The sequence below is a fragment of the Roseomonas sp. CCTCC AB2023176 genome (assembly GCF_042259275.1).
In the GTDB taxonomy this organism is placed as follows: domain Bacteria; phylum Pseudomonadota; class Alphaproteobacteria; order Acetobacterales; family Acetobacteraceae; genus Roseomonas.
This window is the reverse complement of the sequence record NZ_CP170086.1, coordinates 1860097-1872059: the sequence shown is the minus strand read 5'-3', so window position 1 is coordinate 1872059 and position 11963 is coordinate 1860097. Positions and strand designations below refer to the sequence as shown.

General features: G+C 74.9%; 11 protein-coding genes and 1 pseudogene. 2 read left to right on the top strand and 10 right to left on the bottom strand.

Annotated elements, in window-relative coordinates; all coding sequences use genetic code 11:
- Nucleotides 1–25: 25 nt before the first annotated feature.
- From ACE7GA_RS09355 to ACE7GA_RS09340, 4 genes and pseudogenes are all read right to left on the bottom strand, one after another.
- Nucleotides 26–1059: pseudogene (locus ACE7GA_RS09355) on the bottom strand (NADH:flavin oxidoreductase/NADH oxidase).
- A gap of 83 nt (nt 1060–1142) precedes the next feature.
- Nucleotides 1143–1979: a DUF2272 domain-containing protein gene (locus tag ACE7GA_RS09350; RefSeq protein WP_376098759.1), complete on the bottom strand. Its 837-nt coding sequence runs from the start codon at nt 1977–1979 to the stop codon at nt 1143–1145.
- Nucleotides 1980–1983: 4 nt separating this feature from the next.
- Complete coding sequence (locus ACE7GA_RS09345; RefSeq protein WP_376098757.1) at nt 1984–2721, bottom strand: hypothetical protein; 738 nt, start codon at nt 2719–2721, stop codon at nt 1984–1986.
- 349 nt (nt 2722–3070) lie between these two features.
- Complete coding sequence (locus ACE7GA_RS09340) at nt 3071–3769, bottom strand: hypothetical protein (RefSeq protein WP_376098756.1); 699 nt, start codon at nt 3767–3769, stop codon at nt 3071–3073.
- 106 nt (nt 3770–3875) lie between these two features.
- On the opposite strand from ACE7GA_RS09340, the gene ACE7GA_RS09335 reads away from it, so the two are divergent.
- On the top strand, nt 3876–5324 hold the full coding sequence (locus tag ACE7GA_RS09335) for an FAD-dependent oxidoreductase (protein ID WP_376098754.1): 1449 nt from the start codon (nt 3876–3878) through the stop codon (nt 5322–5324).
- 106 nt (nt 5325–5430) lie between these two features.
- On the opposite strand, the gene rpiA is transcribed toward ACE7GA_RS09335, so the two are convergent.
- The 6 genes from rpiA to ACE7GA_RS09305 form a co-directional block, all read right to left on the bottom strand.
- Nucleotides 5431–6126 carry a ribose-5-phosphate isomerase RpiA gene (gene rpiA / locus ACE7GA_RS09330; RefSeq protein WP_376098752.1) on the bottom strand — a complete coding sequence of 232 codons (696 nt, stop codon included), beginning with the start codon at nt 6124–6126 and terminating at the stop codon, nt 5431–5433.
- Complete coding sequence (gene zwf / locus ACE7GA_RS09325; RefSeq protein ID WP_376098750.1) at nt 6123–7652, bottom strand: glucose-6-phosphate dehydrogenase; 1530 nt, start codon at nt 7650–7652, stop codon at nt 6123–6125. Before zwf ends, rpiA begins: the two co-directional genes overlap by 4 nt.
- A gap of 230 nt (nt 7653–7882) precedes the next feature.
- A complete protein-coding gene (locus tag ACE7GA_RS09320) occupies nt 7883–8302 on the bottom strand; it encodes an ATP-binding protein (protein WP_376098748.1) in 420 nt (139 codons plus the stop codon).
- 18 nt (nt 8303–8320) lie between these two features.
- Nucleotides 8321–8662: an STAS domain-containing protein gene (locus ACE7GA_RS09315; RefSeq protein ID WP_376098746.1), complete on the bottom strand. Its 342-nt coding sequence runs from the start codon at nt 8660–8662 to the stop codon at nt 8321–8323.
- A 99-nt stretch (nt 8663–8761) separates the two neighbouring features.
- Complete coding sequence (locus ACE7GA_RS09310) at nt 8762–9175, bottom strand: VOC family protein (protein WP_376098744.1); 414 nt, start codon at nt 9173–9175, stop codon at nt 8762–8764.
- Nucleotides 9176–9387: 212 nt separating this feature from the next.
- Nucleotides 9388–10344 (bottom strand): Bug family tripartite tricarboxylate transporter substrate binding protein, encoded by a 957-nt coding sequence (locus tag ACE7GA_RS09305; protein WP_376098742.1) that lies wholly within the window; start codon nt 10342–10344, stop codon nt 9388–9390.
- A 435-nt stretch (nt 10345–10779) separates the two neighbouring features.
- Between ACE7GA_RS09305 and ACE7GA_RS09300 the strand changes: the two genes are divergently transcribed.
- Nucleotides 10780–11796 (top strand): SGNH/GDSL hydrolase family protein, encoded by a 1017-nt coding sequence (locus ACE7GA_RS09300; protein ID WP_376098740.1) that lies wholly within the window; start codon nt 10780–10782, stop codon nt 11794–11796.
- Nucleotides 11797–11963 lie beyond the last annotated feature (167 nt).

Below are 11963 nucleotides of genomic sequence, written 5' to 3'. Positions count from 1 at the left end.
GCGCTCCGCCGTCGAGTGCCAAGAATTAGATGGCGGGCAGCGGCTCCGCCGTCGCGTCGCGCATCGGCAGTTTGCCCCAGCCGCGCTCGTATTGCGGGGGGATCGCGAGGCGATCCTCCGCGCCGAGTTCGCGCGCGGCGCGGACGGGCCAGTAGGGGTCGCGCAGCACCGCGCGGGCCAGCATGACCAGGTCGGCCTTTCCTTCCGCCAGGATGGCCTCGGCCTGCGCGGGTTCGGTGATCATGCCGACGGCGGAGACGGGGAGGCCGGCGCCGCGGCGGACCGCTTCGGCGCCCGGGACCTGGTAGCCGGGCCCGACGGGGATCTTCGCACGCGTGGAGATGCCGCCCGACGTCACGTCCACGAGGTCCACGCCCATCGGCGCGACGCGGCGTGCCAGTTCGACGGATTCCTCCGTCGTCCAGCCATCCTCCAGCCAGTCGGTGTGGGAGACGCGGAGGAGGAGCGGGACGTCCGGCGGCACGGCGTTGCGCACGGCTTCCACTATGTCCCGCACGATGCGCGTGCGGCCGTCGAAGTCGCCGCCCCAGGAGTCGTTGCGGGTGTTCGAGAGCGGAGAGAGGAACTCGTGCAGCAGGTAGCCGTGGGCGGCGTGGATCTCGACCACGCGGTAGCCGGCGCGGACGGCGCGGCGGGCCGTCGCGGCGTGGGCGGCGATGACGTCGGCGATTTCCTCCTCCGTCATGGACCGGGGCGGCGGCATGCCGTCCATCGCGACGGCGGACGGGGCAAGGGTTTCCCAGCCCGGCTCGGCCGCGCCGCCGCGCCAGGGCGGGTTCTGGCTGCCCTTGCGTCCCGCATGGGCGATCTGGATGCCGGGTGCCGCGCCGACGGCGGCGATGGCGCCGGCGAGGCGCGCGTGGGGGGCGACCTGCGCTTCCTCCCACAGGCCGAGGTCGTGGGGGAGATGCGGCCTTCCGGCATCACGGCGGTGGCTTCGGTGATGACCAGCCCCGCGCCGCCGACCGCGCGCTGGAGGAGGTGCGCGAGGTGCCAGTCCGTCGGCTTGCCGTCGGTGCCCGCGCAGTACTGGCACATGGGGGAGACGGCGATGCGGTTGCGCAGCGTGACGCCGCGGAGGGTCAGGGGATCGAAGAGACGGGGCAAGGCGGGAACTCCGGTCAGCGCGCGGCGTCGCTCAGGAGGGGGCTTAGCACGAGCGGAGACGGGCCGAAGGGTGGCAGGCGGCCCAGGCGGTTCTCGACGACGGTGACGAGGGCGGAGCCCCGCTCACGCGGGAGGAGGATGCCCGTCGCGTCGGCGGGGTAGATCGTGAGGGTGACGGCATCGGCGATGTTGCCGCCGATCGCCTCAACCGCGCCGGGGGCGGCGCGGAGGACGATGTCGCAGTGCATCGGGCGGAATTGCCCGGCCTCCGGCACGCGGTCGCGCCAGGAGCGCAGGGGGGTGCGGGAGCGGTCGGCGCAGATCAGGTCGCCGGGTTCGGGGGCGCGTTCGCCGATGTCACGGGGGATGAAGGGGGCGGTCGCGGGGTATTCGCGGGCGTCGCGGATGATGGCGTCGAGGTAGAAGGAATGGGCGGCGGAGGGGGTGAACTCCCGCGTGTCCACGCCGGCGCTTCGCATCACGTAGGACACGAAGGCGGCGGACCAGGCGGGTTCGGCCCAGAGGCCGGCGGCGCCGCCGGGGGCGGCCACCCAGAGGGCGCGGTTGGCGGCGACGGCGCCGGCGGCCTCCGCATCGGGCACAGCACGCCAGTAGGCGAGGACACGGGGGAAGTTGTCGGGCAGGCCTTCCAGGCCCGACGGCGGGCGCGGCAGGTCGCGGCCGACGGTGATGCGGCCCCATTCCGCCCATTCGGCCTCGGCGATGCGGAGGATGCGGTCGCGGACCGAGGCGGGGTAGGCGATCGGCGGGTCGCGGCGCGGCGGGGGCGGGGCGACCGCGCAGGCGGCCAGCAGAAGGGGCGCGAGGAGCGCGGCGAGGCGTGCCGTCACCCGGTCAGCCCGGATCGCCGGCAGGGCCGAGCAGGGCGAGGAGGGTCGCGGCCGTGGACAGGGTGTCGCCCTCCGTCGCCGCGTCGGAGGCGACGACCTCCAGCGCGCCGTCGCGTTCGCGGATGCGGGCGGAGAGGGCGTCGAGGGTCCTCGCGATGCGGTCGTCGAGGCGGCCGGGCGGGATGGCGCCCGCGGCCGCCGCGGCCCGGAGCGCGCGCAGAAGGGTCGCCAGTTCGACGGTGGGGAGGCTTTCGGGGGCGACCGCCCCGCGGTCGTGCAGCAGCGGCGCTTCCATCAGCGCGACTGCGGCCTCCGGGGCGCGACGCGCGAGGCGCGCGGCGGCGAGGAGGGCGGTGGCGTCCTCCACCGGGCCGAGGCGGCCGGCCAGTTCGGCCAGGCGCGGGGCGTCGTCGCGGTGCAGAATCGCCGCCGCGAGGAGGGTGCCGGGGGGCGGGGTACCGGGACGGGCTAGGGCGCGGTCCACCGCACCGCGGAGCCAGGCGAGGAGGGGCGGGGACGGTGCCCGTGCCAGGGCCTCGGCGAGGGCGGCGAGCAAGGCGGGACTGGCGGTCGCCGCGGGATCGGTCGGGCCGGCCGAGGCGGGGTCGCGGAGCCGCGCGGCGGCGCCGGGGAGGGTCTCGGCGAGGCTGCCGCGGGCGAGCAGCCGGTCCTCGCCGACGCGCGCGGCGGTGCCGGGGCGGATCGGGCCGGTGTGGTAGCGCGGGGCGACCCAGTGCAGCACGGCGTCCTCCCCGCGGGCGTCAGAGAGGGCGTCCGAGCGGGCCTCCGAGCGGGCCTCCGGGGCCTCCCCGCGGGCGCGGATGTCCGCGAGGCGGGCGCCGGGACGGGGGCGGAGGTGGAGGGAGAGCGGCTCCGGCTCCTCCCCGGCCCAGAGGTGGAGGATCTCGGTCCCGCCGGGCGGGGCGAGCTGGACGGCGCCCCCCAGGGCGCCTGCGGCCCGGTCGGGGAGGGCGTGCCGCCGGGCGGCGTCACCGCGGCGGCGCGGACCGGCGGCACGAGCCGCGACAGCCCGTCGAGGGCGACGGTGACGCGCACGTTCCGGAAGGGGTGCCCCGGCGCGGCGCGCAGGATCACCGTGACGCGGAGCAGCGGGTCGGCGGCGGAGACGCGGTATTCGTACCGGACCGTTCCCGCGACGGCGCCGGCCACGCGGAGCGGTCCTTCGTGGAAGAGGACGGCCCCGCGGTCCTCGGGCTCGACCCCGGCCGAGGCAATGGCTTCCTCGACGTCCAGGACGGCGCGCCGGAGGCCGAGCCGGAACGGCAGGCCGCGGAGGCCCCCGGGCCAGAGGCGCAGGAGGTTGCCGGTGTGGTGGATGCCGCGGGCCGGATCCGCTTCCTCCCCCGCAGGTGCTGGACGAGCAGGCCGCGGGTGAGGTCGCCGGTGAGGACGTGCCAAGGGGTGACGACGCGGAGGGCGTCCGGGTCGGCCCGGGCGATCGTGACCCGGCTGACGGCGGGCGCGACGGAGCGGGGCAGGCCGGCCTCCGGGCTCGCCTCGGCGAGGGCGGCGAGGAAGCCGAGCGGGGCGGTGGCGAGGACGGGATCGGCCGCGCGGAGGTCGGCGGCGGCGAGGGCCGCGGCGGCGACGGCGTTGTCGAGCGCGCGGAGCGGAGCGTCCGGGGACGGCGTCGCGGCGAGGCCCGCGACCATGCGGTTCCCGACCGGGGCGCGGCGGAGCGTCGCGCGCAGGGCGGCCAGGAGCCCGTCCCGTTCCCGCGGGTGGAGGGGGGCGGCGACCGGATCGGGGGCGGGCGGCAGGTCGGGCATCGCGCGCGGTCGCCGGTTCCTCGAGGGATGTGGGGGACGGAAGCGGTCCCGGGCCGGGCGTGCTATCGCCCGAAGCGGTCGGGGCCGCCAAGGGGTGGAGACGCAGATGGGTACGCTTCCGGATGCCGATGCGGAGGGCGGGCGGCTGTTCTTCCGGTCTGAGACCTTCGCGCGGGGGAGCCGTCGGGCGCGGCCGGTGCCTCCCGTCGCGAGCGTGACGGAGCCGGCGCGGGACGTGCCGGTGCACGCGGAATGCGACGTGCTGGTGGTGGGCGGCGGGCCGGCCGGGACGGCGGCCGCGATCGCGTCGGCGCGTCGCGGGGCGCGGACGATCCTGCTGGAGCGCACCAACCACCTCGGCGGGCTGAGCACGGGCGGGCTGGTCATCTGGATCGACCGGATGACGGACTGGGACGGGGTGCCGGTGATCCGCGGCTTTGCCGAGGAGCTTCTGGCGCGGCTGCCGCGCGACGCCGTGGCGGGGCCGCCGCGGGAGGCATGGGGGTCGCGCGACGCGGCGACGGCGGCATGGTGGGGGCAGCGGACCGCGGCCTTCCACGGGATCGTCACGCATTCGCCGACGGTGGACCCGGAATGGCTGAAGCACGTGTCGCTGGAAATGGCGCTGGAAGCGGGGGTGGAGCCGCTGTTCCATTGCTGGGGGGCGGAGCCGGTGGTGCGTGGCGGCGCGGTGGTCGGCGCGATCTTCGAGAGCAAGCAGGGGCGGCGCGCGATCCTGGCGCGTGTCGTCGTGGACGCGACGGGGGATGGCGACCTGTTCGCCCGCGCCGGCGCAGCGCACGAGACGGCGGTGGACGAGCGGGACATCCATGGCTGCATCAACACGGCCTGGCTGTTCGGCGGCGTGGACATGCGGCGCTACCTGGAATGGCGGGCGGAGCGGCCGGACGAGTTTTCCGCGTTCCTGCGGATCGGGCGGGAAGCGGTGGGAACCTTCGACAAGGCCTTCGTGTCCTGGCGCGACGACGTCGCGCTGTTCATGGGGCCGCGTCTGGCGGGGTATTCGGGGCTGGACGTGGACGACCTGTCGGAAGTGGAGGTGCGGTCGCACCGGCTGATGGTCGCGCATCTCGACCTGTATCGCCGTCACGTGCCGGGGTTCGGGGGAGCGTTCCTGATGCTGTCGGCGCCGCAGATCGGGGTGCGGCATGCGCGGCGGCTGCGCGGGGTCGGCGCCGTCACGCGTGGCGATTGGGCCCCGGCGGGTGGCGAACGCATCTTCGTGGACGAGATCGGCGTGTCGCCGTCGCTGTCGCCGAAATTCGCGAATGTGTCGGTGCCCTACCGCGCGCTGGTGCCGGAGGGGGTGGACGGGCTGCTCTGCCCCGGGCGTCACCTGTCCTGCGACACGACGTCGCATTCCTTCCTGCGGGAGGTCCCGCAGTGCTGGCTCACGGGGCAGGCGACGGGGGTGGCGGCCGCGATCGCGGCGGATCGCGGGCTGGCGCCGCGGGCGGTCGACGTGCGGGAGTTGCAGGCGGGGCTGCGTGCGGCGGGGGCGCTGGTGCGGGAGCGCGTGGCGGAGAGCGCGTGACACGCCGGCCGTCCGCCGGGCGGCCGCCTGACGGGTGTCCGCCTGACGGGTGTCCGCCTGACGCGTGTCCACCTGGCGGGCGGCCGCGACGGCGCGTGAGCGTGCGTCACCGCTGCTGACGGTCCGGCAGACGCGTCGTCCCGTGCCCGGTCGCGACGATCACCTCGAGGGTCGGGAGGAGGAACAGGCCCGTCTCGATGACGCCGGGCACGTGCAGGAGGCGCGCTGACAGGCCTGCCGGATCGGCGATCGGCCCCGTCGGGCAGTCCGCGACGAGGTTGCCGCCATCGGTGACGAAGGGCGCCCCGTCCGCCGCGCGGCGCAGAACGGGCCGCATTCCCATCGCATCGAGGTGCGCGAGGGTCGCCTGCGAGCCGAACGGGGCGACCTCCAGCGGCAGCACGCCAACGCCGAGCCGCGGGACGAGCTTGGAATCGTCCACGACGATCAGCACGCGCCGGCTCGCGGCCGCGACGATCTTCTCCCGCAGCAGCGCGCCGCCGCGGCCCTTGATGAGGGCGAGGGAGGCGGCCTCGACCTCGTCCGCCCCGTCGATCGTCAGGTCGGGCACCGGGTCGCGGGCGAAGCCGGTGAGCGGAACGCCGAGGGCGCGGGCGAGGGAGGCGGTCCGCTCGGAGGTCGGGAGGCCCCGCACGCGCAGCCCGGCCGCGACGCGGGCCGCGAGCGCGTGCAGCGCCGTCTCGGCGGTCGTGCCGCTTCCGAGCCCGACGACCATCCCGTCCTCGACCTCGGCGACCGCCGCCTCGGCCGCGGCGCGCTTGAGGGCGTCCCGATCCGTCACCCGAGCGGCAGCCAGTGCCGCCCGTCACAGGCGAGGAGCTGCTCCGCCGCCTCGGGTCCCTCGCCTCCGGCGGCGTAGTCCTGCACCGGCGGCGGCGCGTCGAGCACGGGCTGGATCGCGGCCCAGCCGGCCTCGACGTTGTCGGCGCGCTGGAACAGCGAGGCATCGCCGGAGAGCGCGTCGTAGAGCAGCGTCTCGTAGCCCGTGGAGGGACGCACGCCGAAATGGCCGGCGTAGTCGAAGGCCATCCGCACGCCCGAGAGCCGCATCCGCGGCCCCGGGACCTTGGCGCTGAGGCCGAGGGAGACGCCCTCCTCCGGCTGGATGTGCAGGACGAGGACGTTCGGCGGGAGCGCGCCGACGGCGGTGCCGCGGAACAGCGCGTGGGGCGCCTGCTTGAGGTGGATCGCGATCTCCGTCCGCCGGGCCGCCAGCCGCTTGCCGGTGCGGAGGTAGAAGGGGACGCCGGCCCAGCGCCAGTTGTCGATCTCGAGCCGGAGCGCGACGTAGGTCTCGGTCGCGCTATCCGGGGCGACGTTCGCCTCCTCGCGGTAGGCCGGCACCGCCTCGCCCCGCAGGGCCCCCGCGCGGTACTGGCCGCGGACGACGGCGCGCGCGAGATCGTCCCCGCGCAGCGGGCGGATGGCCTGGACGACCTTCGCCTTCTCCGCGCGGATGGCATCGGCGCCGAGGGTGTTGGGCGGCTCCATCGCGACCATCGCGAGCAGCTGCATGAGGTGGTTCGGCACCATGTCGCGGAGCGCGCCCGTCGGCTCGTAGAAGCGTCCGCGGGTGCCGACGCCGACGGTCTCGGCGACGGTGATCTGGACGTGGTCGATGTGGTCGCGGCGCCAGAGCGGCTCGAAGAGGCCGTTCGCGAAGCGCAGCGCGAGGATGTTCTGGACCGTCTCCTTGCCGAGGAAGTGGTCGATCCGGAAGACCTGCCGCTCCTCGACGAGGCCGAGGATGCGGGCGTTGAGCGCCTTGGCGGAGGCGAGGTCGGTCCCGAAGGGTTTCTCGACGACGATGCGGCGGAAGGCGTCGGGGCCCTCCCCCATCAGGCCCGCCTCGGCGAGGCCGCCGATGATGACCTCAAAGAAGCGGGGCGGCGTCGCGAGGTAGAAGACAAGGTTGGCGTTCCCCTCCGTCTCCCTCCGCCGCGCGGCCCAGGCCGCGAGTTGCCGGTAGGTCTCCGGGTCCTCGAAGCTGCCGGTGAGGTAGGCGAGGCGACTGCGCAGCCAGGCCCATCCCTCCTCGTCGAGGCCGCCCTTGCCGCCGGCGTAGTCCCGCATCGAATCCGTCTGCTGCTCCTGCCAGGCCTCGTCGGTGCGCGCGTTGCGATCCACGCCGAGCACGGCGAAGCCGTCCGCGAGCAGCCCGGCCATGGCGAGATTGTGGAGCGAGGGCATCAGCAGGCGACGCGTCAGGTCGCCGTTCGCCCCGAAGATGACGAGCGTGCAGGGCGGCGCGGGTGCCGGGGACGATGCGGACGGCACGTGGATGCCGCGGTCAGGGGTCGTGTCCATCGGTTCCTTCAGAGGTCCAAGGGGATCGCGCCGCCCGCCGTAGGATGGGCGAGTCCAGGTGGGCCGCAACTCGTACCGTCAGGCCTTCCCATGCCGGCCGGCCGATCCCAGCCGAGGTGGCCACCCTCCGAGCAGCGCTGACGGGCGGCGCGGACGGCGGCGTGGTTCGGAAGGCGGTTGGGGGGACTTCTCGGACCCGCACCGTGGGCAGGGACCCAAGCCCGGCGCCATCAATCCGCCCGGATCACCGCCGTCAGGCGGTTGCCGCCGCCGGGGCGCGGTTCGTGCGACAGGGCGTCGGTCATGCGGCGCAGCAGGACGAGGCCGAGGCCGCCGACGGGGGCGTCTTCCAGATGTTGCGGCAGGGGGCGCGCGGGGGCGGCGACGGGGTCGAAGTCGCGCGCGGCGTCCTCGAAGGTCAGGGTGAGGGCGGCGCCGTCGAGGCGGGCCTCGATCGCAAGCGGATGCGGCGACGTGTCGTCGAAGCCGTGCATGCCGATGTTCAGCACGACTTCTTCGGTCACGAGCGCGGCGCGGTCCTGCAGGCGCTGGGTGGCGCCCCGGGCCGTCAGCCAATCGGCCAGGCGCGCCTGAGCCGCAGCGAGGCCGGCGAGGCCGGTCTCGGCCTCCAGCCGCAGCGCGGCCGACATGGTTCAGCCGACGTGGGTTCAGGCCGCGAGGGCGGCGCGGGCGGAGGCCTCGTCGGAGGCGACAGGGACCAGGCTCTCCATGGAGATCGTCTCGAAGACTTCCTGCGCCTGGGGCTGCGCGCCGTAGATCACGATCTGCCGGCCGCGCCGCTGCGCGACGCGGGCCGCGGCGAGGAGGACGCGCAGGCCGAGCGAGGCGAGGAAGGTGACGCCGGACAGGTCGAGGAGGATGTCCTTGTCGGCCCCGGACACCGTCGCGGTGAAGGGAAGCTCGATCGCCGAAGCGCCGGCGGCATCCAGCCGGCCGGTCATGGCGATCCGCATGGTGTCCGCCCCGTCCTCCACGACCTCGAAGCGCATGGCGGCCCCTCCCTCGATCCGGGCGGACCATGATGGGCCCGCGCCGAGGCCGCAACGGTCCGGCCGCGGGACTTCACGGAACTGCAACAGAAGCGGGCGTCAGTCCGCCTGGCCGCGGAACTTGCGGCCGCCGGGGTAGGGCCAGTCGGGGTCGCGGAACTCCTGGATCTCGAGCATGTAGCCGACGGGGTCGTGGAAGAACGCCGAGTAGACGGTGCGGCCGCCGCTCATGTCCGGCGGGCCGTCGAAGGTGACGCCCTTGTCGAGCAGGTCGCGGTACATCGCCTCCACGTCCTCGCAGAGGAAGGTGAACATCACGCCCTGCGTCCCGCGCGGGCGGTGCGGCAGGTTGCAGACGCCAAGGAAGGACGTGCCGCTGACGCGGAAGATGCGGCAGACGCCCTGGTCCAGCACCTGCTCCAGCTCCAGCACGTCCCGGTAGAAGGCGGCGTGCGCCTCGAGGTCGTCAGAATAGAGGAAGGTGACGGATTGCTCGATGGGCGGTCGGGGCATGCGGGTTTCCGGTTGCGGGGGTGGCGCTGGTTGCCTTGGAGAGAGGGCTTTGCCCTTCCTCCAAACCTCCCACCCACCAGGAGGCTTGCCTCCTGGACCTCATTCTGTTGGGGGGATGCCCTTGGTGATAGGGTCCAAGGGACGACCCCCCTGGCGGATGGAGGTCGGGAGGAAGGCAGAGCCTTCCTCCAGGGCCACCCGACGCAGCCCCCTCAATCCGCGAGCCGCACTCCCGTCGCCCGGGCGATCTCGCCCCAGCGGGTGCTTTCGGCCGCGATGAAGCGGGTCATGGCGGCGGGGTCGAGGGGCTGGACCGCGAAGCCGGCGGCGGCGACACCGCGGCGGACGGTCTCGTCCGCGGCGGCCGCGGTGAAGGCGTTGCCGAGGCGGTCCACGACGGCGTCGGGCGTCGCGCGCGGGGCGAAGATGCCGTTCCAGAGTTGCAGGTTGAAGCCGGGGACACCGGACTGCTCGAAGGTCTTGACCTCCGGCAACAGCGGTTCGGGGCCGCTGACGGCGACGGGGAGGACCTTGCCTTCCCGGATAAGGGGCAGGGCGGAGCCGGTGGCGGCGGCCATGGCGTCGAGGCGGCCGGCGGCGATCTCCACGAGGGCCTGGGGCGCGCCGCGATAGGGGACGTGCTGTCCCTTCATCCCGGTCTGCTGCACGACACCAGCCATGAAGAGGTGCCCGCCGGAGCCCGCGCCGACGGAGCCGTAGTTGATCTCGTTCGCGCGCGCATAAGCGATGAGGGCCTGGAGGTCCGTCGGCAGGCCGGGGCGGACGACGAGGACCTGCTGCGTGAGGCCGAGGAAGGCGACGGGGCGGAAGTCGCGGTCGGGGTCGAAGGGCAGGCGGTCCGTCAGGTGCCGGTTGATGGAGATCGGGCCATTGCCGCCGACGAAGAGGGTGTTGCCGTCGGCGGTGCTGCGCGCGACCTGCTCGGCGGCCAGCAGCCCGCCGGCGCCGACGCGGTTGTCCACGACGACCGCCTGGTTCAGCGGACCGGCGATGGCCGCGGCGTAGAGGCGCGCGAGGGTGTCGGGCGTCGTGCCCGCGGGGAAGCCGACGACGAGGCGGAGCGGCGCGGCCTGGGCAACGGCACGGTGGGCGAGGGACGCCGCGGAGGCGGCGAAGGCGAGAAGGGCGCGGCGCGAGGGGCGCGGCATCGGGTTCCTCCCTGGAGTCCGTGGCGGGCCGGCGTGAGGCGGCGGGGTGCCCGACCGTGTCGGGGCGCACCCGCCGTCGTCGCCGATTCTCGGGGCAGCGTCACGGCGCCGTGCGATTCCGCGCGGCGGCGATCGGCTCCGCGCCGGTTTCGGGCTGACGGGCGTCAGCGTCAACGGGTCCAGGTCATCGTTCGAGGGGCACTCGCCGCCTCGGGTGGTCCGCCCCGCTCCGATCCGCAGCGACGCGGCGCGCTCGCGCGCCAGGGCCCCTGCGCGCCTGGACGCCTGCGCGCCAGGGCCCCTGCGCACCAGGACCCCTGCGCACCAGGGCAGGTCCCGGGCGGACGATGCTGCGGCGTAACCACGTGTTCGTCGGTTGCGCGGGGCGCGGGGTGCGGGACAGCGTGGCGCGCCGGGTATCGGAAAGGGTTGGGCATGGTGGCGTTCCTCCGCGTCGTGGCGCTCGCGATCGGGCTGTTGCCGGTCCTCGGAGTGCAGGGGGCGCGGGCGGAGTACGCCAACCTGTTCGTCTTCGGGGACAGCCTGTCCGATCAGGGCAACCTGCGGACGCTCTCGGGCGGGCTCATCCCGGCGGCGCCGACCTACCCGGTCGGGACGTTCAGCAACGGGCCGACCTGGGCGGGCTACCTGTCCCAGTCGCTCGGGCTCGGCCCCGCGCGGCCGTCACTCCTCGGCGGGACGGATTACGCCTACGGGCTGGCGCGCACGGATTCGACCGCGCCGGGCTTCGGGCTGCCGGCCTTCCTCAACCTGCCGGGACAGGTGACGAGCTTCATCGACGGGCCGTCGAGCGCCGCGGGCGCGCTCTTCGCGGTCTGGGCGGGGGCGAACAACATGCTCCAGGCCCTCGCGGCGGCGCCGGGGCAGGCGGATCCGGCGGTCTTCCTCGCGACCGAGGCGCAGGCGGCGGCGGCGAACCTCCTCACCCAGCTCGAGCGGCTGCGGGCGGACGGCGCGGAGGACTTCCTCGTGCTGAACCTGCCGGATCTCGGCCGCACGCCGCGCCTCAACACGGAGCCGCAAACGGCCGCGGCGGGCCGGGCGGCGGCGCAGGCGTACAACGCCGCGCTCGCCGCGGGGCTCGCGGGCTTCGACGCGCAGCCCGGCGTGGAGGTGCGGCAGCTCGACGTCTTCGGGCTGTTCGACCGGGTCTTCGCGTCGCCGGCCAGTTTCGGCTTCACGGACGTCACGACGTCCTGCGTCACGGGGCCGACGCCCGCGATCTACGTGGACCCCGCCGCGGCGACGATCGGCTGCACGCCGGGCCAAGCCGCGGCGACGCTGTTCTGGGACCCCATCCACCCGACGACGGCGGCGCACCAGCAGATCGCGATCGCCGCGGCGGCGCTGGTGACGGTCCCGGAGCCCGGCACGCTCGGCCTCGTGCTGGTCGGCGTCGCGGTACTCGTCGCCGTGCGGCGCTGGGCCTGATCCTTTCGGTGTTGCGCGGGCTGTCCCGGGTGGAGGGCTTTGCCCTCCTCCCGGACCCACCACCCAGACCCACCACCCACCAGGGGGCGACGGCCCCCTGGACCGCATTCCGTGAGAGCGATGCCCCGGTTTGGGAGGTGGTCCGCAGGCGCGCTTGCGCCGCGTGG

What these genes read in the sequence shown, in the direction of transcription:
- ACE7GA_RS09320 (WP_376098748.1), bottom strand. Translation starts at nt 8,302, where the DNA reads ATGTCGGCCGCGCTGCGGCTGGAGGCCGAGACCGGCCTCGCCGGCCTC.
- ACE7GA_RS09315 (WP_376098746.1), bottom strand. Translation starts at nt 8,662, where the DNA reads ATGCGCTTCGAGGTCGTGGAGGACGGGGCGGACACCATGCGGATCGCC.
- ACE7GA_RS09335 (WP_376098754.1), top strand. Translation starts at nt 3,876, where the DNA reads ATGGGTACGCTTCCGGATGCCGATGCGGAGGGCGGGCGGCTGTTCTTC.
- ACE7GA_RS09310 (WP_376098744.1), bottom strand. Translation starts at nt 9,175, where the DNA reads ATGCCCCGACCGCCCATCGAGCAATCCGTCACCTTCCTCTATTCTGAC.
- ACE7GA_RS09340 (WP_376098756.1), bottom strand. Translation starts at nt 3,769, where the DNA reads ATGCCCGACCTGCCGCCCGCCCCCGATCCGGTCGCCGCCCCCCTCCAC.
- zwf (WP_376098750.1), bottom strand. Translation starts at nt 7,652, where the DNA reads ATGGACACGACCCCTGACCGCGGCATCCACGTGCCGTCCGCATCGTCC.
- ACE7GA_RS09305 (WP_376098742.1), bottom strand. Translation starts at nt 10,344, where the DNA reads ATGCCGCGCCCCTCGCGCCGCGCCCTTCTCGCCTTCGCCGCCTCCGCG.
- ACE7GA_RS09300 (WP_376098740.1), top strand. Translation starts at nt 10,780, where the DNA reads ATGGTGGCGTTCCTCCGCGTCGTGGCGCTCGCGATCGGGCTGTTGCCG.